We start from the raw sequence: 20,081 nt of genomic DNA, 5'->3' as shown, positions 1-20,081 counted from the left end.
TTGGCTCCTCGTCTGCTGGTCGGTGATCAGGCGGCGTACGCCTCGAGGGCGGCCTGGCCGTAGCCGTGCTCGGCGGCCTCGGCCGGCGGGCGGGTGGCGCGCCCGGGGACGCGCACCGAGGCGCGCTTGAGCCAGCGGTCGGTGCCGTCGTAGCGGGCCGTGAAGGGGACGCGGCCGTGCACGACGAGGTCGTTGTCGACGACGAGGACCTCGCCGGGGCACAGGCTCACCGCGACCGAGACGCGGGCGAGTTCGGCTTCCAATCGCTCGTACGCGGCCCGGTAGGCGGGGGTGGCGTTCTCCAGCGGGGTGTAGGCGGGGTCGAAGCGCAGGGTGAGGCCGTCCGCGGAGTGCCACAGGACGGGAACGTCCGGCGGGCTCCCGTCGAAGCCCTGCGCCTCCGCGTAGGCGTCGTCGGGGAGGATGGGCAGTTCGGGGCGCGAGAGGACGGCGATGTCGGCCTCGTCCAGCCGCACCTTGCGGATGCTCGCGGCGGTGGTGGCGATGTTGTCGTGGTTGCGCATGCATCCGAGCATCAGCAGGTGGGCGCGGCCGGGGTGGAAGGCGTCCTCGGTGTGCGGGCTGAGGAGGACGGAGCTGCTGGCGCCGGTCTGCTCCTGCTCGTGGCCCGGGGCAGGGACGATGTTGTGGACGAACCGCCCGTTCTGCTGGCCCTCCCAGGCGATGGGGGTGCCCATGGCGGTGGCGAGCAGCAGCATCACGATGTCGTGGACGGCGCCGCTGTCCCCGGCGGTGGCCCAGCTTCCGGGCGTGGGGCCTATGTCGGCGTCGTCGACGGTCAGGCCGCGCAGCACGAACAGGCCGTCATCGGTGTCGACGGGCCGCAGGTGCTGCCGGACCGTTTCGCTGAGGGCGGCCGCCGACTGGGCGACCCGTCCGAGGAGTTCGGGGGACGTGGCGGAGGTGCCGGATGCGGCGAGGATCTGTCCGGCGGCCCGGTGGAGCTCGGCGGCCGAGGCGGCGTCGAGCAGGCGGACGGGGGCGGTTCCCGTACTCATGGCGAAGTCATCCGTTTCCGTGCGGTGGGGCGGAGGAGCGGGTTCCGGGCATGCCTCGGGGCGGCCGCAAGGCGGGGCGGTACACAGGAATGCGGCCTGTGGGGGGAATGGCAGATGGCGGGAACCGGCGGTTGGCGTCAGCGGCTGCCGAGGAAAGTACCACTGAAATTAGGTAAGGCAAACCTTACTAAAAAATAGTCCGCTTCACCCGATTTTGACCGATTGGCGGACGAGAAACGGAAGTTGAGGGTGATTCGCCTTTCGCTTCAAGACCCACTCACCCTTGCGATCATGACCGAGTTAGGGTAGGCAAGCCTAAGTAGCCGATGGTCGCAGCGGAACGAGGACGACGTGAATTGGACAAGGCGCCAGGCGCTGGGGGCCGGCGGGGGCATAGGCGCGGCCGTGCTGCTCGCCGCTTGTGGGGGCGGCAAGGACGCTTCCTCCTCACCGGCGGACTCCGCCGGCGGCGCCCCCCGCAAGGGCGGCACCCTCCGTATCGGCGCGCTCGGCCGGTCCTCAGCCACCACCCGCGACCCGCACGGGAACCAGGGCAACGAGAGCGACTACCTCATCATCGCCCTCGTCTACGACACGCTCACCGCACCGGGCCTGAAGGACAACACCGTCGGGCGCCTGGCCTCCGGCTGGAAGGCGTCCGACGACCTGAAGACCTGGCGGTTCACGATCGCCAAGGGCGCCACATTCCACGACGGTTCACCGGTCACCGCCGATGACGTGGTGTGGTCGCTGCGCCGGCTGCGCAACACCCCCGCGGGTGCTGCCCGGCTGCCGGGCATCAAGGCGGAGAACATCACCGCCGACGGCAAGGACACCGTGGTCCTGGTCTCCGACTACGCCAACGCCGAACTGCCCCTGCTCACCCGCCTGTCCACGTTCGTTCTCAAGAAGGACACCGCCGACAAGGACATCGTCAAGGCTCCCGGCACGGGCCCGTTCAAGCTCGACTGGTTCCGCGGCGGCAACGCCCGTCTGCTGCGCAACGACAAGTGGCACGGCGGGCAGGTCCACCTCGACGCCATCGAGGTGACCATGTTCGAGAGCCCCCAGGCCATGGCCAACGCCCTTCTGGGCGGCCAGATCGACGTCGCCTCCAACGCCGGCGCCGTCGCCGCCCGCACCGCCGCCTCGCGCAAGGACATCCAGGTTGTCCGCCGCCCCAACGACATGGCGATGCCCATCGTCATGCGCACTGCCGACGGGCCCTTCGCCGACGTCCGGGTCCGCGAGGCCATGAAGCTCGTCGTCGACCGCGAGGCCATGGTCAAGCAGGTCCTCTCCGGCTACGGAACCGTCGCCAACGACATCCTGGGCACCGGCGACCCCGCCTACGCCAAGGACATCCCCCAGCGCAAGCGGGACCTCGCCAAGGCCAAGAAGCTCCTCGAAGAGGCGAACTTCGACTTCTCGAAGACCTACGAGCTCATCACCACCGAGGACATCCCCGGCCTGGCCGAGTCCGCGACCCTGTTCGCCCACCAGGCCCGCGAGGCCGGCATCAAGGTCGAGGTCGTCAAGCAGGAGTCCGGCGCCTTCTACGACAAGACCTGGCTCAAGGGCGAGTTCTACACCACCTACTGGGGCACCAACGACTCCGTGGTGTTCTTCGCCTCCAAGACCATGGTCACCGGCGCCGGGCAGAACGAGGCCGGCTGGTCCGAGAAGGACTTCGACGACACATACCGCAAGGTCATCGGCACCGCCGACAAGAAGGAGCGCGCCACGTCCCTGCGCGAGCTCCAGCAGATCGAGTACGACAAGTCCGGTTACCTGCTCTGGGGCATGGCCGACGGCATCGACCTGGCCGGGCCCAAGGTCCGCAACCTGCCCAAGCTCCCCGGCTACGGGCGGGTCCAGCTCGAGAACGTCTGGCTCGCGCGTTGAGCGAGGCAGCGATAGAAGGGGCCGAGGCCGCCGCAGCACCTGCGGCGCCCTCGGCCCTGCGCCGTTCCCTCCGGGCGGTCGGCCGTGCCGGCGTGGTGCTCGCCAAACGTGCCCTGATGCTGGCCGTGCTGCTCGCCGTCGTGTTCGCCGCGATCGAGCTGCTGCCCGGCGACGCGGCCTCGGCCACCTCCGAGCGCGGCGAGAGTGCGGCCGACACCGCGGCCCGGCGCCACTTGCTCGGCCTGGACCGGCCCGTGTGGGAGCGGTTCGGGGACTGGATGACCGCATTGCCCACCGGTGACCTGGGCACCTCCGCGCGCGGTGAGCGCGTCACCGATCTGCTCTCCGCCCCCTTCCCCAACACGCTCCTGCTCGGCGCCACCGCCTTCGCCGTGACCCTCGCCGCGGCGCTCGCCCTGGGCTGCTGGGCGGCGCTGCGCCCCGGCGGGGCGGTGGACCGGATCGTCGGCTTCGCCTCCGGCATCGCGTTGGCCCTGCCGGAGTTCGTCGTCTCCATCGGCCTGCTGCTGGTCCTGTCGCTGTGGACCGGCCTCCTGCCCGCCGTCACCCTCACCGCCCCCGACGGCTCGCCCGCCTCCTGGACCATGCTCGTCATGCCGGTCCTGGCCCTCGCCGTACCTCAGATCGGCTGGAACGCCCGTATCGTCCGCGGTGCGTTGGCCGACCAGGCCGGGGCCCCGCACGTGACGGCCGCCCGGCTGGACGGGCTGTCCCCCCGGCGCGTGCTGCTGCGCCACGCCCTGCCCGGCGCGTGGCCCGCGATCGCCACGGGGGCCGCGACGTCCACCGGGATGCTGCTGGGCGGGGCGGTCGTCGTGGAGACCCTCTTCAACTACCCCGGCCTCGGCACCGTCCTGGCCGGAGCCGTCGCCGACCGCGACACCCCCGTCATCGCCGGGGTCGTCGCCTGCACCGGAGCCGTCATCAGCCTCGTCCTGCTGGGCGCCGACCTCATCCGTGCCCGCACTTTGGGAGCCCGTCCATGAGCGCCCCCGCATCCGTCCCGATCCGCTCCCGGCGCCCTTTCGCTCGCGTGCTCCTCCCGGTGGCGCCCGGGCTCCTGCTGACGCTGCTCGCCCTGGCCGGACCGCTGTTCGCCCCGCACCCCATCGGCACTCCCGTCACAGCCCCCTACTCCCCGCCCGGCAAGGACGCGCTTCTGGGCGGCGACCAGCTCGGCCGGGACGTGCTGAGCCGGATGCTGCACGGCGGCAGCGCCCTCATCGGCAGCGCGCTCGTCGTCGCCGTGCTCGTCACCGCCCTGGCCGCCGTGCTGGGCTGCTTCGCCGTCCTCACCCCCACCCTGGGCCGACTCGTCGAGCGCAGCGCCGACGTCGCCATCCTGCTGCCGCCCGTGCTGGGCATGATGCTGATCGCCCTGGCCTGGCCCGGCGGCGGACGCCTCGCCGTCATGGCCGCCGCCACCGTCCTCGGAGTGCCCTACGCGGTCCGCGTCATCGCCGGCGCGGCCGCGCCCCTCGCCGCGTCCGGCTTCGTCGAAGCCGCCACCGCGAGCGGCGAACGGCTGTGGCACCTGGCGCTGCGCGAGATCCTGCCCAACCTGCGCGCCACGGTCCTGGCCCTGTTCGGCCTGCGCTTCGTCGCCGCCGTCTATGTCATCTCCATGGCCGGCTTCCTCCAGCTCGGCCCCCAGCCACCCGCCGCCGACTGGGCCCTGATGATCCGCGAGAACGCCCCCGGCGCCCTCCTCAACCCCTGGGCCGTCGTCGCACCCAGCCTCGCCATCGGCCTCCTGGCCGTCAGCGTCAACCTCGCCGCCGACGCGCTCGTGCCCTCCGCGCGCCGGACATCGGCGGTGGGCCGGTGACTCCCACCCGCCGGCAGCAGGCGTCCGTACCCCCGCCCCGTCGAGCAGAGGAACCCCCTGCGGCCATGACCGACAACCAGACCGTGGTCAGCGTCACCGGCCTGGAGATACGGATACCCGACGGGCCGGTGCTGCTGTCCGGCGCCGGCCTCACCCTCCGGCGCGGCCGCGTCACCGCCCTCACCGGCCCCTCCGGCTCCGGCAAGTCCACCCTGCTGCGCGCCGTCATCGGTGACCTGCCCGCCGGTGCCCACGTCTCGTCAGGAACTGTCGAGGTCCTCGGCCACGACGTCCTCGCTCTCGCCCCGGACCGCCTGCGGCACCTGCGCCGCCACCAGGTCGCCCATGTCGGCCAGGACCCCGGCTCCGCCCTCAACCCCCGGATGCGCGTCCGTCGCCTCGTAGCCGAGACCGCCGTGGACCCCTCCCCGCAGGCGGTGCGGGACCTGCTCGCCGAGTGCCGCCTGCCCGTCGACGACGGGCTGCCCGACCGCCGGCCAGGCGCCCTCTCCGGCGGGCAGCAGCGCAGAGTGGCACTCGCCCGAGCCCTCGCCCGCCGCCCCGGCATCCTCCTGCTGGACGAACCCACCGCAGGACTCGACACCGCACTGCGCGACGAGATCGCCGGCCTCCTGCGCCACCTCGCCACCACTCGCGACCTCGCGATCGTCCTCGCCTGCCACGACCCCGAACTCGTCGACCGCTGCGCCGACGACGTCGTCGACCTCGCCACGGCCTGCCGGCCGGCGCCACGGCCTGCCACGCTCCCGGCGCGTCCGGAGGACACCGTTTCCCACCCCGACGGCATGGCGGGGAACGGGCTGACCGCCCACGGCCTCACGGTGGGATTCACCCGGCACGGACGCGCCCGCCTGGCCCTGGACGGAGTGGACTTCGCGGCCGCACCGGGCAGCGCCACCGGCATCGTCGGCCCCTCCGGATCCGGTAAGACAACCCTGCTCCGCGTTCTCGCCGGACTGCAGCGGCCGGACGCCGGCACCCTCACCCTCGACGATCAGGTGCTGCCCGCCCTGGCCCGCAAACGCGGCCGGGACCGGCAGCGCCGCATCCAGCTGGTCCCGCAGAACCCGCTCGGCACCCTCAACCCCGCCCGGACCGTCGGCGCCACCCTCGCCCGGCCCCTCAGGCTTCACCAGGCCACCGCGAAGGCGGACCTGGCCGACCGGGTCACCGGACTCCTCGCCGACGTCGGACTGCCTGCCGACTTCGCCCGCCGCTACCCCGCCGAGCTCTCCGGTGGTCAGCGCCAGCGCGTCTCCATCGCCCGCGCGCTCGCCGCAGGCCCCGACGTCCTGCTCTGCGACGAGGTCACCTCCGCCCTCGACCCGGACACCGCCACCGCCATCATGAGTCTCCTCACGGCCCTACGCGAACGGCACGGCATGACGCTGGTCGTCGTCTCCCACGAACACCACCTCATCGCCCGCTACACCGACACCGTCCACCTTCTCGACGCCGGACGCATCACCGACAGCGGGCCCACCGCCTCGCTCGTGGCGATGACCTGACGAGGACCCGATCCGCAGTCGTCCGGCATCCGGCGTGTGCGTGATGCCGGCCGCCGTGGTGCCCTTGGGCATTGGAGGGTGTGGACGGGGCGTGATCCGGGCGGCCGGTCAGTCTCCGCGCCGGTGGTCGGTGGGTGCCGGGGCGTGTGATCGGAGGGAGGCCAGTAGCCGGCGTCCCTGCCGACGTGGTGCGGGTTTGCCGTTCCGAGGGTCGCGTTGACCGGGAGAAGGGTGGCAGAGGATGCGCGCATGGGGTCACCGTAGGGTCGGCGTTCGCTGCGGGGTGGCGGTCGATTTCCTGGTGACGCCGGCCCCGGCGTGATGGGCCTGCGCTCCGGTTCGGGCGTCGTGTCCGCCCCGGAGTGCAGAACCGGCCCGCCCGCGGGCGGTGCGACCGGGACCGGTCCGCGGCGCAGCCGCTACTCGGCCGGTGCCCCGGCCGCCGTCTGGGTATTCGGTGCGGGCCGGGGGCGTTCGGGGGCCAGGAAGAAGCCCATGACCGGGGTCAGGTAGAGCGCCCAGACGATCACCTGCAGGACGGTGGGGTCGGGCTGGAAGTTGAAGACGCCCTTGAGGAGGGTGCCGTACCAGGAGTCCGGGGGGATGGTGGTGCTGATGTCGAAGGCGAGGTCGTGCAGGCCGGGGAGAAGGTCGGCCTCCTGGAGATCGTGGATGCCGTAGGCGAGGACGCCGGCCGCGACGACGACGAGCATGGCGCCGGTCCAGCGGAAGAACCTGGCCAGGTTGATGCGCAGGGCGCCCTTGTAGAAGAGCCAGCCGAGGACCACGGAGGTGGCGAGTCCCAGGAGGGCTCCGATGAGGGGGCGGATGCCGTCGCCGGTGGCCTGGGCGGCGGTCCAGATGAACAGGGAGGTCTCCAGGCCTTCGCGGCCTACGGCGAAGAAGGAGGTCACCACGAGGGCGCCGGTGCCGACTGCGAGGGCGGCGTCGAGTTTGTCCTGGAGTTCGCTCTTGAGGTGGCGGGCGGTGCGCCGCATCCAGAACACCATCCAGGTGACCAGGCCGACGGACAGGATGGAAAGGGTGCCGCCGAGGGCTTCCTTGGCCTGGAAGGTGAGGGTGGAGGAACCGAACTGCAGCAGCGCGCCGAATGCGAGGCTGAGGGTGACGGCGATTCCGACACCGGCCCACAGGGGTGGCAGCTGGCGGCGGTTGCCGGTCTTGACGAGGTAGGCGACGAGGATGCAGACGACGAGGCTGGCCTCCAGGCCCTCGCGCAGTCCGATCAGGAAGTTGCCGAACATGGGGTGGAGTTGTCCTTCCGGGCTACTTGACGACGGCGGCGGCGAGCTTGGACAGCGGTTCGGCCAGCGCGTTCACGCCGTCCGAGAGCTCCTTGCGCTGCGGCTCGGTGACCTTGTCGTAGGAGGTGTACTCGTATCCGGCGGCACCGATGCGGTACTTGTCCAGCAGCCCGGTCAGAGCGGTGAACTGGCCGTCCAGTTCCCGGGTGAGCCCCGGGTTGTTCTTGGCGGCGACGGGCTTGAGGAGTTCGTAGGACTTCTGGGCGCCCTCGAGGTTGCCCTTGAAGTCCACGAGGTCGGTGTGGGAGTAGCGGTCCTCTTCGCCGGTGATCTTGTTGCGGGCGACCTCGTCGAGCAGTTCCTTGGCTCCGTTGGCCATCGAGGTGGGGGTGATCTCGGCGGTGCCGACCCTCTTCACCCAGTCGTTGAGGTCCGCCACGAGCCGGTCGGCGAGCCGCTTCTCCTGGTCGTCGATCTTCTTGTCCTGCCAGAGCGCCTTCTCCAGGCGGTGCCAGCCGGTCCAGTCCTTCTCCGGGTCCTGGCCGGCCTCCAGGCCGTCCTCCCGGATGTCGACCTTGGGGTCGATGTCGCCGAAGGACTCGGCGACCGGCTCGGTGCGCTCCCACCCGATCCTGGAGGGAGCGTAGAGCTTCTTCGCCGTCTCGATGTCGCCCGCCTTGACCGCGTCGGCGAACGCCTTCGCCTTCGGCAGCGTCTCTTCGGCCTGAGTGAGGACGTAGGACCGGTATCCGGCGACCGCCGCGTCGATCTCCGGGCTGCGCTCAGCAGCCGTGTTCTTACCGGTGGCGGTGACCTTCCGGTGGATGCCGTCGCCCTTCATGCCGGGCTTGCAGGCGATCTCGTAGTCACCGGCCTTGATCTCGGCGGTGATCGAAGCCTTCGTGCCCGGGCCGATGTTCTCGCGCTCCGCCGCGATCCGGCCGTCCGGGAACAGCACGTACACCTCGGTGACCTTGGAGCCGGTGTTATCCACGTCCAGGGTGAGGTGCCCGGCCGGGAACTCGGCCCGGGACACTTCGCATTTGGAGTCCGAGGCCGTCACCTTGATCGAGCCGTCGCCGCCCGTGGCCTTCTGTGAGCATCCCGACAGCGATACGACCGCCGCTATGACGGTGCTGGCGCCGACCAGAAGGTGACGGGGTCTGACGGGCATGGACGCCTCGTTTCATAGGGGCAGAGAGACGAAAGCGCCGGGCAGGGGTGCCCGGCGCTGCGGAGTCTACTCAACTGTAGACACTAAAGGAAGGCTGCCCTAACTCCATTACGTGGGAGGGGGTGCGTAGCTACCGCGCGGGGCGCGGGGTGGGGTCAGTCGGAAGGCTGCTCGCCCTGGGCGATCTCGACGCCGCGGTGCAGCAAGACGGTTCCTGCCACGGAAGAGGTGCCTGCCGCGGTACACAGCAGGGCTATGGCCAGCAGTGCGGGGGCGAGGCGGCGGGCGGGTGCCTGGGTGAGCAGGGCCTTGACCCGGGCGGGGACGGGTCCGGTGACGGCGCGGGCGGCAAGCACCGACGGCCCCCGCTCGCGTCCGCGGGTGGCGGCCAGTGCCGCGCGCCCCACCGCTTGTGCGGTGAGTGTTCGATCATCCACGGCCCGGGCCGCACGTTCGTCCGCGGCGCGTTCGGCGGCCAATGACACATGGGGGGCGACGGCGGCCAGCGCCGGGTGACACCAGCCGGCGAGCTGGGCTGCGGCGAGGAAGACGTGGTGGTGCCCGGCAAGGTGGGCGCGCTCGTGGGCGAGAAGGGCCTCGCGCTCGCGCGGGTCCAGGGAGCGCAGCATGCCGGTGGTCACCACGATCCGGCCCGGGCGGCGCAGACTGGGTGGCAAGGCGTAGGCGTCCGGCCGGGGATCCTCCAGGACGCACAGGCCCCCGGCGTGCGGAAGGCCGGAGACCTCTCTGTGTGCGGCGCGCAGGCGCCTCGCCTCCGACGTGGTGTGCCGCACCACCGTGACGACGGTGACCGCCAGGAGTCCGGCAGCCAGCACGGAGACCCCGAGGACCGCGAGTCGTGGCCCGGCCTGGAGCGGTTGGATCAGCTCCGCGAGAGCGGCGAGCGGGGGAATCGCCAGGGCGAGCGGAAGGAGCAGGGCCCCCAGGCACGCCACAACCCCGACCGCCAGCGCGGCAGTGGCGGTGGTCACCGTCCACAGCGCGATCTCGGGCCGCACCCGCTCGACCGCCCGCCGCGCGAGGGGTGGCAGCATCCACGGCAGTACGAGGGGGAGGAGCAGCAGGGCGATCACTGACCGCCTCCCTCCAGCAGGCGCCTGAGCTCCGCCTCGTCCTCGGGGCTGAGTCCGTCCACGAACCGGGCCAGCACGATGCCCCGGTCGTCGTCCTGGTCCAGCTCGCGGTGCATCCGGCGCGCGGTCAGGCCGTGGGAGTCCTCCACCGGGAAGTAGACGAACCCCCGGCCGCCCGGGCGGCGGCCGACCGTCCCCTTCTCGTGAAGGCGTGCCAGCAGGGTCGCCACCGTAGTGCGGGCCAGTGGCTGCGGTATCGCCGCCCTGACCTCGGCCGCCGACTGCGGTCTGCCCGCCGCCCACAACGCCGCCAGAACACTGGACTCCAGCTCGCCCGCAGGCCTGCGCTCACCGTCGGTCTGCGCCATCGAACCATCCTCCCACCGAGATCGTCTACAGTGAAGTAGACGGACTACCGTCCTGTAGACACAGGGTATGTGGTCCGTGCGCCTCCGATGCCGCCCGGCACTCTGTCGTGCCTGCGGCGGTGAGCCCCCTATCGAAAGGGATTCCCGCGCCGATGATCCTCACGCAGCTCGCTGCACCACCGCCGGTGCACTTCGCGGTGAACCCGCTCGACGCGCAGTCCCTGCTCGCGGCGTTCGGGACGATCGGGATCGCAGTGATCCTGTTCGCCGAGACCGGCCTGCTCATCGGGTTCTTCCTGCCCGGTGACTCGCTGCTGTTCACCGCCGGACTGCTGTGCGCCGGCTCGGCAGCCTCCCCCGGGCGCCTGTCACTGCCCTGGGTGCTGCTCGCCGCGGCGGTGGGCGCCCTTGCCGGCGCCCAGACCGGCTACTTGCTCGGCCGGCGGGCAGGCCCGGCGTTCCTGGCCCGTACGAAGTCCCGCAAGATCAGTGACGGCGCCGCCCGCGCGGCGGAGATCCTCCAGAAGTACGGGTACGCGAAGGCGATCGTGCTGGCCCGGTTCCTGCCGATCGTACGGACCGTGCTGAACCCGCTCGCGGGCATCCTCGACGTCCCGGTACGCGCCTTCACCCTCTGGCAGATCCTGGGCGGCCTGGTGTGGACGATCGGCCTGGTCCTGGCCGGATACACCCTCGGCGCCTCCATCCCCAATATCGACCACTACCTCCTGCCGATCATCGCCCTCATCGTCGTCATCTCACTCGTCCCGGTCGCGTTCGAGCTTCTGCGCTCCCGGCGAGCGCACCGGAAGAAAAGCGCCTGATGCATGGCATGACAGCGGAACCAGCCGCTCAGGCGAACGGGATCTTCGATGGAGCCGGCATCGACGGTCCGACCTACCTCGGCGTGGTCCACTCCGCACAACAGGCACCGGCCTGGATCAACCGCCTCATCGACGACTACTCCGCCTACGGCCTGGCCCTGTTCGCCATCCTCATGCTGCTGGGCTGGTGGCAGGCCCGAAACCGCCACCCCGAGCAGGCGGCGCAGGCTCTGGCCATGCCCGTGATCACGGTTGGCGCCTTCGCCATCAGCAGCCTGCTCAAACTGCTGGTCCGCGAAGCCCGCCCCTGCCAGTCGCTGCACGTGATCACGCTGGAAGCCTGCCCCGCCCCCGGCGATTGGTCCTTCCCCAGCAACCACGCCACCCTCCGCTGCCGGCGTCGGCCATCCAGGTCAGGCCCGTGTGGCGCAGTCCGTGACGGCGCAGGTGTTCGTGGCCGAGCATGGCGACGACTTCGTCCCAGTGCGTGGCGTCCCGTAGGACGGCGGTGGTGATGCGTCACCTGCTGGCCCCGCCCCCGCGCAAGCCACCCGGGGCGGCTGAGGGCGGCCGCGTGCTGATGACCGCCACCACGGTGTGTGCGCTGGAAGCGGTGCACGATGTCCACAAGCTGCCGGAACTGGCCGACCCCCGTGAAACACACGAGCTGCCGTCGGGATGCTGCCCTCTCGCTGCGGTTAGCGTGAGGCTGTGGCACGCATCGTGATCGTCGAGGACGACGAGACCATCGGAGACAGGCTCGCCGCGACGCTGCGGGCCCTGGGCCACGACAGCGAGTGGTGTCCCGACGGTGCGGCGGCGCTGGCCAGGGCCGCCCGGGGCCCCGCCGAGCTGGTGCTGCTCGATCTGGGGCTGCCGGATGCCGACGGGTTCGAGCTGTGCCGACAGTTGCGGGAACGTCTGCCCGATGCCGTGCTGGTGGTGCTGACCGCCCGCACCGGCGAGATGGACGTGATCCAGGCCCTGGAATCGGGCGCGGACGACTACCTGACCAAGCCGTTCCGGCTCGCCGAGCTCCAGGCACGCATCGCGGCGCATCTGCGGCGTGCGTCACCGGGAGGGAACGGCGGCGCCGCGCGGATCCGCCACGGCACGCTGCTCATCGACCGCGCGGCCCGGCGCTGCTTCACGCCGACGCGGGAGGTGGCTCTGCGGCCCAAGGAATTCGACTTGCTGGCCCGGCTGGCCGCCTCCGCGGGGCAGGCGGTGAGCCGGGAGGATCTGATGAGCGACGTGTGGGACGAGAACTGGTTCGGTCCCACCAAGACTCTCGACGTCCATGTGGCGGCGCTGCGCCGCAAGCTCGGTGACCAGGTGCGGATCACCACCTTGCGGCACGTCGGGTACCGCCTCGAACCGCCCGGGGGGCGGTGACCGTGCGCCGCCGCATCCTCCGGGCCACTGTGGTGGCGGTGGTGTGCGCGGTGGTGCTGTTCTCCGTGCCGCTGGCCGTGGTGGTGCTGCGGCTGTACCGGCAGGACGAGGTGCGCGAGCTTCAGCAGCTGGCCGATCAGGTGGCCGTGAGCGTCCCGGCGGACGTACACGACACGCGGGACCCGATGGAACTGCCGCCCACCGAGTCCGGTACCCGGCTCGGTGTGTACGACGACACGGGGCGCCTGGTCATCGGGGCAGGGCCCGTGCGCGGTGACGGTCCGGTGCGTGAGGCTCTCGCGGGTTCGGCCGCGTCGCGCCGGCTGGGTGACCAGCTGGTGGCGGCGGTCCCGGTGGGCTCCGGGGAGCGGGTACGGGCGGTGGTGCGGGCCGCTTCCCCGGCCGATGGCCCACTGCGCCGGGCGGCTCTCACCTGGACCGGCATGCTGGGGCTGGCGGCGGTCGCGGTCGGGGTGGGCGTCGCGCTGTCGGTGCGGTCCAGCAGGCGCCTCGCCGGCCCTCTGGAGGCGCTGGCGGCGACGGCCGCACGGCTGGAGGGCGGTGACCTGACGGCCCGCGCCGCCCCCAGCGGACTACCGGAGGCCGACGAGGTCGCCGACGCGCTGGGCAGCGCCGCCGGACATATCGACCGGCTACTGCGACGTGAGCGGGCCTTCAGCTCGGACGCCTCGCACCAGCTGCGTACCGCGCTGACCCGGGTGCGGCTGGAACTGGAGGGTGCGCTGTCCGCGACCGCGCCGACGGACCCGCACGACGCGATGCGTACCGCCCTGGCGTCCTTGACCCACATGGAGACCACGCTGGGCGACCTCCTGGCCCTGGCCCGGGATGTGCCGGAGCGGGCGTCGCTGGACATCGGCGAGCTGCTCGCCGAGGCCGAACGGCGCTGGCACGGCGAACTGGCCGCTGCCGGGCGGCCCCTGCTGGTCATTGCCGAGGAGGACCTGCCCGAGGCGGTCGGCTCAGCGCGCGCCGGGCGGCAGGTCCTGGATGTCCTGCTGGCCAACGCCGTTGTCCATGGCAGCGGCGCGGTGACCGTCACCGCGAGGGACGCGGCCGGAGTACTCGCCGTGGACATCGAGGACGAGGGCCCCGCCCTGCCCGAGGACCAGGACGTGTTCGCCAGGCGCCGGAACGGTGGCACGGGCCACGGGATCGGGCTCGCACTCGCCCGCTCCCTGGCGGAGGCCGAGGGCGGGCGCCTGATGCTCTCCGGACGATCGCCGCACCCGCGTTTCACCTGGCTCATCGCCAGCCGTTACGAGGAGCCAGGACAGTGACGCACCGCGTTGTCCGCTGAACGAACCGCCCGCCGCGACGCGCTGCGGCGGGCGGCGGGCTTCCCGCTCACAGTTCGCGTAGCTCGGTCAGAGGTGGCCGCCGGGCGTGGCGTACTGCTGTCCACGCGGCCGCGGCCAGTGCAGCCGCGGTGGCCGCGGCCAGTGCGCCGAGGTAGCCCCACGGTACGGCGAGGGACGCCGGGGGCGGGTCGAAGACCCTGGACAGGACCTTGACCAGCATCTGGGACAGGGCCCAGCCCAGCACGATGCCGCCGGCCGCGCCCGCCAGGGCGACCAGGGCGGCTTCGCTCCACACGAAGCCGGACAGCTGCCGTCCCCTGGCTCCCAGCACGGAGGCCAGCGCCAGGGTGCGCCGCCGCTCGGTCAGGCCGAGGGCGAGCACCAGGCCGCCCGCCGCCGCTCCGATGACCAGGGCGAAGGCGAGCTCGACGCGGGTGAGCCCGCCCAGGTCCACGGCGGTGAGGCTGGATCCGGTCACCATGCGGGCCGACGGCAGGTCGGTGACGTGCGCGGCGGGGCCGAGCTCTGCCCGGACGTGCCGGGCCACGGCCTGCTGGCCGGTGCCGCCGGTGTCGACCAGCAGCGTGCCGACCGCGCTGATACCCGTCGCGCGGGCCACGTAGGAGGCGTTGGCCACCAGGAAGCTGTCCTTGGGGGCGGTGGGGAACTCCTTGACGACGCCTGCGAAGTGGAAGGCGACGGGTCGCAGCTGGTGGGTGCGGCCGTCCTGCAGGCGCAGCTGGATCCGGTCGCCGGGGTGGAGCTGGAAGTCGTTGGCGGTCTCGGCGCTGACCAGCAGGCCGTCTTGCTGCTGGTTGAGGCGGTCCATCAGCTGCCGGGCGGTTCCTCCGGAGAAGTACGCGTTCTGAAGGCGTCCTGTGTCCACGATGGTGGAGGGCCGGACCCCGTACAGGTCCTGGAGGTCGGGGCCGACGTAGGCGAAGCGGTGCTGGAGCGGTTCCACGCGCCGTACTCCGGGCAGTGCCGCCACCCGTGCCGCGTCGGAGGCACCCGCGGTGGCACTGGGGGACTCGGTGACGGTGACGTCGGCGCCGTTGGTGAGCACCGCATCGGCCTGGGCCTGCTGGCGGTAGGTGGAGTTGAACACCGCGGTCGAGGCAGCGAACGCGGTCGCCAGTGCGAGCAGCACCACGGCCCGCAGGACCGTGCCCCGCTGCCGCGACAGACTCGCCGCGACCGTACCGGACAGGGGTCCGGCCGCCGGCCGCAGCAGCCGCGCCAGTACCGGCCGGCCGCGCCGCAGCACCAGGTCCATCAGCAGCCAGGTCAGCAGCGCCCCGCCCGTCCACAGCAGGGCCGGTCCGGCGAACGCCCAGTAGTCCACCGACAGGGTGGGCGTGCCTTCGGGGGCGAGGACGAGGGCGTAGTTCGTACGGCTGGTGATCCGGAACACCAGCAGCGACACGGCCAGCAGCCCGACGGCCAGGGCCCACCACGTGGCACGCGGCACCCGGCGGTGCTCCACCGCTGTCCGTCCGGCCACGACTGTGGATGTCTTGAGGTCGCGGCGGGCGGGCAGCAGCACGGCCGCGCCTGCGATGACCGCGCCCACGGCGAGCGCTGCCAGCGCCCAGCCGGTATTGAAGGATCCGGCCGTGCCGAAGGCCGTACGGCCCAGCAGCGCCGCGACCCCCAGCCCGGCCGCCCCGCCCACTGTGGCCACGACCACGGCCTCCACGGCCGCCAGCCCCAGCAGCCGCCCCGCCGTGGCACCCCGGGCGCGCAGCAGGGCCTGTTCCCTGCGCCGTCGGGCCACCCCCGCTCCGGCGACCGCGGCGGTGAGCGACCCGGCCAGCAGCGCACCGGGCACCCCGAGGAACAGGAAGAGCATTTGCGCGTAAAGGGCGTCCGAGCGGGCCGAATCCAGTACCGCACCCAGGTTGTCGCCCACCTGACCTGCTCCGGCGAGGCGCACCTCGGTGTTGTGCGCGCTGCCCGTCACCGCCGTGTAGGCGGCGGCCGGGTCGTGCGGCAGAACGTGGCTGCGCCGTACGTGGATCTGGTCGTGGACGAGGTCGGGGCGTACCTTGGCGAGCGGGTCGAAGGCCGCGCGCCAGCGGCCCTCGGGCAGCAGCACCACATTGTCCGGCGGGGCCGTCGGCTGCGACTGCGGCGGCGCGCCGACCGTCTGGAAAAGCGAGTCGGCGTGCGGAAGGTCCACCACACCGTCCACACGGACCTTGAGCGGCGGCAGCCCGGCCCGTCCGACGGCCACCGTGTCCCCAGGGGCCGCGTGCAGGTTGGCGGCGGTCTGCTGGGCCAGCAGCACCCCGTTCCCGTGCCCGGCCAGCACCCGGATCGCTCCCGGGAACGCCGAGCGGTAACCGGCCGGCACACCCAGCACCATGCCTGGTCCGGTGGTCTGGGCGGTGCCTTGGGCGGTGGCGGAAAGACCGCTGGTGCCGGCGTATCCGACCGGCAGCGCCACCCGCGTCCCGGGGGCGTTCCGCACGGTGGTCAGCACCGACCGGGCGTCGGCGCCGCTCGCCACCTGCACCTGCCAGTCCACAGTGACGCCGCGCACGGACTGCGCGGTCATCGTCGCCCGCGTGGCGCCGAGGAAGCCGCCGAGCGCCGCCAGCAGCGCCACCGCCGTGGCCACCCCGGCCGCCACCGCGAGAAGCCGTCCGCCACGCCGCCGCAGCAGACCGGCCAGCCAGATCCTGATCATGGCCATTCTCCTTCTCGGCCCCGCCGGGGCGCCGGCCGCCGGGCACCGTCGGCCGCCCCGCCCGGGCGTGGACGCCGACGTGCCACGCCGCTGTCCGCCGCGCTGTTCATCGCGGGCTCCGCTCGGTCGACGGCCCCGGCCCCGTCCCCGAGCCCGTCTCCGGCTGGACCAGCCGCCCATCGGCCATGTACCAGCGGGTCTCCAGCTCGCGGGCGACGCGTGGGTCATGGGTGGTCACCAGCACCGCCGCGCCCAGCTCCTCGGCCGCGTCCAGCAGCACCCTCAGCACCTGGCAGCCGGTCGCACGGTCCAGCTGCCCGGTCGGCTCGTCGGCCAGCACCAGGCAGGGCCGCCGCGCCAGCACCCTGGCGACGGCGACACGCTGGGCCTGCCCGGCCGACAGCTCGTCCGGCATCCGACCCGCCAGCGACTGAAGCCCCAGGCTCTCCAGCGCGGCCCGCGCCCGGGATGCGGCCTCGTCCTCTCCCACGCCGTCGATCCGCAGCGGCAGTACGACGTTCTCGGCGGCGGTGAGCGGTGGCAGCAGACTCGGGCCCTGGAAGACGACTCCGATGCGCCGGGCGAGTCCGTCCGTGCCTTCGCGGTCGAGACCCGGGTGGCTCACCCGGCCTGCGGTGGGGCGGTCCAGACCGGCCATCAAGTGCAGGAGAGTCGACTTGCCCGAGCCGGACGGACCGACCACACAGATGCGGGCGCCGGGCGGTACCGAGCAGGTCAGCCCGTGCACCGCGACGACCGCGCCCGGCCCGCTGCCATACGTACGCGCCGCGTTCTCGCAGCGGACCAGGGGTGCGCCGGTGGTGTCCTTCCTCCCCGTGAGGCACATGGCGTCCGCGCGCCGTTTCATCACGCCCACCTCCCGTCCCGCAGTCGCAGCACCCGGTCGGCGGCTCCCGCCACGGCGCGGCTGTGGGTGACCACGACCACCGCGGCCCCGGCGGCGGCACGCTCGCCCAGCAGGGCCAGCAGCCGCCGCTCGGTCTCCCCGTCCACCTCGCCGGTCGGCTCGTCGGCGAGCAGCAGGTCGGGCGCGTTCGCCAGGGCGACGGCCAGGCCGGCCCGGGCAGCCTCCCCTCCGGACAGCCGGCCCGGCAGAGAACCCGCGCGCTGCGCGATGCCCACCCGCTCAAGAAGCTCCTGCGGCGGTACACGGGTACGGGCCGACCCGGGCGCCAGCCGCTGCACGAGGGCGATGTTGTCCCGCACTGTGAGGTGGTCCAGCAAATTGCCCGACTGGAACAGCACCCCGATGTGCCGTGCCCGGACAGCGCTCCGTTCGCGCTCGGTCCGATGACTGATCCGCTCTCCCGCGACATGCACCGTGCCGCCGTCCGGCTCGTCAAGGCCCGCGAGGCAGTTCAGCAGCGTGGTCTTGCCCGAACCGGACGGCCCGGTCACCGCCACCGTCTCGCCGCGCTCGACCTCCAGCCCGACGCCCTGGAGCGCGAATGTCTCCTCCTCCCCGGCCCGGAAGAACCGGTACATCGAGTAGGCGCTGAGCACCGGCGCAGCCATCACGACCACCGGAAGGAGTCGGTGACGACCCGCCACGGGTCGACGTTGTCCGCACCCACGGCACCGGACAGCGTCAGCACGGCCTCGCCCTTGCCCGCCTTGTAGAAGACGTACCGCTGCACGTCCAGCGCGACGCGCTTACCGGTCACCTGATCCGGCGGGGAGTCCGCGTGGTACTCGGCCATCACCGCCCTGCCGCCGGCGCGCTGCACGGTGGTCACCTTGACCAGGCTGAAGCGTGTACTCGCGGCGCTGATCGCGGGAATGGCGGTGGCCTTCACGGAGTTCACCGTCGAGGCCGTCACGGCGTGGATGCGTTCGACGCGCACGCTGTTGAACTTGTCGGTGAACACTGTCGCCGACCCCTGGGTCGTACGCGACCATCCCTCCGGCACCTTCACCGTGAAGCCACCGCCAGGAGGCGACCAGGGCACGAACACCTGCGTGTCCGGGATGTCACCGGGCGGATTCGAATCGGAGGGAGCAGGCGTCGAAGTGGACGGCGCCGTGGTCCCGGACGGATGAGAGGGCGAGGACGAGGAGCAGGCTGCGGCTCCGGCCCCGGCGACGAGTACCAGACCGGCCGCGACGGCGGCGAGCGGACGACGCATGATCGGCACCTCCACAGCGGTACGGGCGGCAGCTCCGCCGCCCCTGCTTTTCCGCCTTCATCCATCACGCTAGGGACCCGACGCCCAGCGCCCGCACTGCGCACGGTTAGCGCACGGTTAACAAGAAACGGCCGTCAGGCGCCCGGCCGCCGGGCACTCGCGGCCGTGGCGGCGGCACGTGGTGACCGGCACCCCCGTAGCCGAGCGGGCCGTTCTCGGCGTGCCCGCCGGGGCCGTCGGGGATGTCGCCATTGCCGCACCGGTGGCCCCGGCCCCCGCCCCTCCGTCCCGCGTGTCGGTGATCAGGCGGGCGTGGCCGAGAGCACGGCCGCGTACCGATGCGCATGGCGTCAACCGGGGGCGCGTTCGCGGACGACTCGGCCGGCGGCGAGCTTTTGCAGCAGGCCGTAGGCGAGCACAGGCAGGAGGAGGTAGGGCTTGTCGGGCAATGTGGTGGTGATGAGGACGGCGCTCGCGCTGCTGTTGTTCATCCCGCAGGCGAGGGTGAGGGACGACCCGGTGGACGGTTCCAGGCGCAGCAGGCGGGCGGTGATGCGGCCCAGGGTGAAGGAGAGCGCACATACTGCCGACGCCACGGTCAGTGCTGCGATGAGCAGGAGGGGGCGGGGCTGGTGGAAGAAGGAGCCGAGTGCGCCACTGGCGTTGACGTACGTCAGGAGCAGGGATCCCCATAGCGCCGCCAGGGGTGTCGCGCGCAGCAGCGGTCGTAGTGGACGGCTGGGGAGGAACAGCCTGCACAGGATGCCGGCGCCGCAGGGCAGGAGGACGGAGGTGAGTGCGAATCCGGGGCCGAAGGTGTGGGCCGCGCGGTCCAGTGTTCCCGCGTAGTCGCCGCCGAGCAGGGGGGACAGGGCGGTCAGGGTCAGTGGGATCGTGAAGGGACTGAGCAGGGTGGAGGCGAGGACGAGCCCGACCATGACGGGCTGGTCGGCGTTGCCTTTGCCGGTCCAGACAGTGGCGCCGGCCGCCACGGGCATCGCGACGATCGTGATCATGGCGGTGATGAGTCCGCTGCCGCCGTCGCTGTCGGGCGAGGTGCGCAGGGCGATCGCGACGGCGGGGATGACCAGCAGTGGGGTGACCAGGTGGAGGACGAGGCCGGCGAGGAGGGCCAGGGGCCTCCGCAGTAGTCGGCCCAGGTCGCGGAGTGGTACTTGGAGGCCGGCTGAGAACAGCACCAGGGCCAGCAGTGCAGAGGGGACGCTCAGGGGGAGGTGTCCGGTCGGCAGGGGCAGGGGCACGGTGCGGGTGTGGCGGAGCCACAGTCCGGGCCCGGGCAGGGCGACGGCGGTGAGATAGGTGGCGGTGACGGCCCATCCCAGCCGGCGGCGCAGCCACGCCGTCAGGCGGGCCGCTGGGGAGCGGGCGGGCGGCTGGAGGCTGTCGTGGCTCATGGCCATGATGTTCCGGCTCGGGGGTGGCTTGGAGCGGAGGATGCGGGAACGTGGTCAGGATGCGTTCAGGTTGGCGGTGGCAT

Annotated in this window: 17 protein-coding genes and 1 pseudogene; 7 read left to right on the top strand and 11 right to left on the bottom strand. The window is 72.4% G+C overall.

Translation table 11 applies throughout. The features are described from left to right. Window positions 1-26: 26 nt before the first annotated feature. Window positions 27-1,019 carry a TauD/TfdA family dioxygenase gene (locus tag J1792_RS13335; protein WP_207247292.1) on the bottom strand — a complete coding sequence of 331 codons (993 nt, stop codon included), beginning with the start codon at window positions 1,017-1,019 and terminating at the stop codon, window positions 27-29. Between the two features lie 351 nt (window positions 1,020-1,370). Between J1792_RS13335 and J1792_RS13330 the strand changes: the two genes are divergently transcribed. From J1792_RS13330 to J1792_RS13315, 4 genes are all read left to right on the top strand, one after another. Next, window positions 1,371-2,924: an ABC transporter substrate-binding protein gene (locus tag J1792_RS13330; RefSeq protein WP_086570039.1), complete on the top strand. Its 1,554-nt coding sequence runs from the start codon at window positions 1,371-1,373 to the stop codon at window positions 2,922-2,924. Next, window positions 2,909-3,931, top strand: coding sequence for an ABC transporter permease (locus J1792_RS13325; protein WP_372446126.1), 1,023 nt, complete (start codon window positions 2,909-2,911; stop codon window positions 3,929-3,931). Before J1792_RS13330 ends, J1792_RS13325 begins: the two co-directional genes overlap by 16 nt. Continuing rightward, window positions 3,928-4,773: an ABC transporter permease gene (locus J1792_RS13320; protein WP_086570040.1), complete on the top strand. Its 846-nt coding sequence runs from the start codon at window positions 3,928-3,930 to the stop codon at window positions 4,771-4,773. The genes J1792_RS13325 and J1792_RS13320 overlap by 4 nt, the downstream gene beginning before the upstream one ends. 65 nt (window positions 4,774-4,838) lie before the next feature. Beyond that, a complete protein-coding gene (locus J1792_RS13315) occupies window positions 4,839-6,302 on the top strand; it encodes an ABC transporter ATP-binding protein (RefSeq protein ID WP_207247289.1) in 1,464 nt (487 codons plus the stop codon). Window positions 6,303-6,721: 419 nt separating this feature from the next. Here J1792_RS13315 and efeU read toward each other — a convergent pair whose 3' ends face one another. The 4 genes from efeU to J1792_RS13295 form a co-directional block, all read right to left on the bottom strand. After that, window positions 6,722-7,567: an iron uptake transporter permease EfeU gene (efeU, locus tag J1792_RS13310; protein ID WP_086570043.1), complete on the bottom strand. Its 846-nt coding sequence runs from the start codon at window positions 7,565-7,567 to the stop codon at window positions 6,722-6,724. 22 nt (window positions 7,568-7,589) lie between these two features. After that, on the bottom strand, window positions 7,590-8,741 hold the full coding sequence (gene efeO / locus J1792_RS13305; RefSeq protein ID WP_207247288.1) for an iron uptake system protein EfeO: 1,152 nt from the start codon (window positions 8,739-8,741) through the stop codon (window positions 7,590-7,592). Between the two features lie 155 nt (window positions 8,742-8,896). After that, on the bottom strand, window positions 8,897-9,835 hold the full coding sequence (locus J1792_RS13300) for a M56 family metallopeptidase (RefSeq protein ID WP_086570047.1): 939 nt from the start codon (window positions 9,833-9,835) through the stop codon (window positions 8,897-8,899). Continuing rightward, window positions 9,832-10,203: a BlaI/MecI/CopY family transcriptional regulator gene (locus J1792_RS13295; protein ID WP_086570049.1), complete on the bottom strand. Its 372-nt coding sequence runs from the start codon at window positions 10,201-10,203 to the stop codon at window positions 9,832-9,834. Before J1792_RS13295 ends, J1792_RS13300 begins: the two co-directional genes overlap by 4 nt. A 152-nt stretch (window positions 10,204-10,355) precedes the next feature. On the opposite strand from J1792_RS13295, the gene J1792_RS13290 reads away from it, so the two are divergent. Continuing rightward, a complete protein-coding gene (locus tag J1792_RS13290; RefSeq protein ID WP_086570051.1) occupies window positions 10,356-11,027 on the top strand; it encodes a DedA family protein in 672 nt (223 codons plus the stop codon). A 393-nt stretch (window positions 11,028-11,420) separates the two neighbouring features. Here the strand turns inward: J1792_RS13290 and J1792_RS35760 are convergent. After that, window positions 11,421-11,546 (bottom strand): annotated as a pseudogene (locus J1792_RS35760) (integrase); the annotation flags it as partial. A gap of 192 nt (window positions 11,547-11,738) precedes the next feature. Here J1792_RS35760 and J1792_RS35360 point away from each other — a divergent pair. Both J1792_RS35360 and J1792_RS35355 read left to right on the top strand, forming a co-directional pair. After that, entirely contained in the window at window positions 11,739-12,422 is a 684-nt protein-coding gene (locus J1792_RS35360) for a response regulator transcription factor (RefSeq protein ID WP_086570054.1), read from the top strand. A gap of 2 nt (window positions 12,423-12,424) precedes the next feature. Continuing rightward, the gene (locus tag J1792_RS35355) at window positions 12,425-13,723 is read left to right on the top strand and encodes a sensor histidine kinase (protein ID WP_143587655.1); all 1,299 of its coding nucleotides are present in this window, start codon (window positions 12,425-12,427) and stop codon (window positions 13,721-13,723) included. 67 nt (window positions 13,724-13,790) lie between these two features. On the opposite strand, the gene J1792_RS13270 is transcribed toward J1792_RS35355, so the two are convergent. The 5 genes from J1792_RS13270 to J1792_RS13250 all read right to left on the bottom strand — a co-directional run bounded on the left by J1792_RS13270 (window position 13,791) and on the right by J1792_RS13250 (window position 19,998). Beyond that, window positions 13,791-16,436, bottom strand: a complete 2,646-nt coding sequence (locus J1792_RS13270) for an FtsX-like permease family protein (RefSeq protein ID WP_207247285.1) — start codon at window positions 16,434-16,436, stop codon at window positions 13,791-13,793. A 106-nt stretch (window positions 16,437-16,542) separates the two neighbouring features. Next, a complete protein-coding gene (locus tag J1792_RS13265) occupies window positions 16,543-17,304 on the bottom strand; it encodes an ABC transporter ATP-binding protein (RefSeq protein WP_242645899.1) in 762 nt (253 codons plus the stop codon). Next, the gene (locus J1792_RS13260; RefSeq protein ID WP_207247283.1) at window positions 17,304-17,972 is read right to left on the bottom strand and encodes an ABC transporter ATP-binding protein; all 669 of its coding nucleotides are present in this window, start codon (window positions 17,970-17,972) and stop codon (window positions 17,304-17,306) included. Before J1792_RS13260 ends, J1792_RS13265 begins: the two co-directional genes overlap by 1 nt. Continuing rightward, window positions 17,972-18,325: a hypothetical protein gene (locus J1792_RS33995; protein ID WP_242645898.1), complete on the bottom strand. Its 354-nt coding sequence runs from the start codon at window positions 18,323-18,325 to the stop codon at window positions 17,972-17,974. The genes J1792_RS13260 and J1792_RS33995 overlap by 1 nt, the downstream gene beginning before the upstream one ends. A 608-nt stretch (window positions 18,326-18,933) precedes the next feature. Beyond that, window positions 18,934-19,998, bottom strand: coding sequence for a bile acid:sodium symporter family protein (locus tag J1792_RS13250; RefSeq protein ID WP_086570106.1), 1,065 nt, complete (start codon window positions 19,996-19,998; stop codon window positions 18,934-18,936). Window positions 19,999-20,081 lie beyond the last annotated feature (83 nt).

Origin of the sequence: Streptomyces triculaminicus (assembly GCF_017349075.1) — a bacterium.
GTDB classification, from domain to species: domain Bacteria; phylum Actinomycetota; class Actinomycetes; order Streptomycetales; family Streptomycetaceae; genus Streptomyces; species Streptomyces triculaminicus.
Note: the sequence above shows the minus strand (reverse complement) of the source record. Positions and strands in the feature narration are given on the sequence as shown.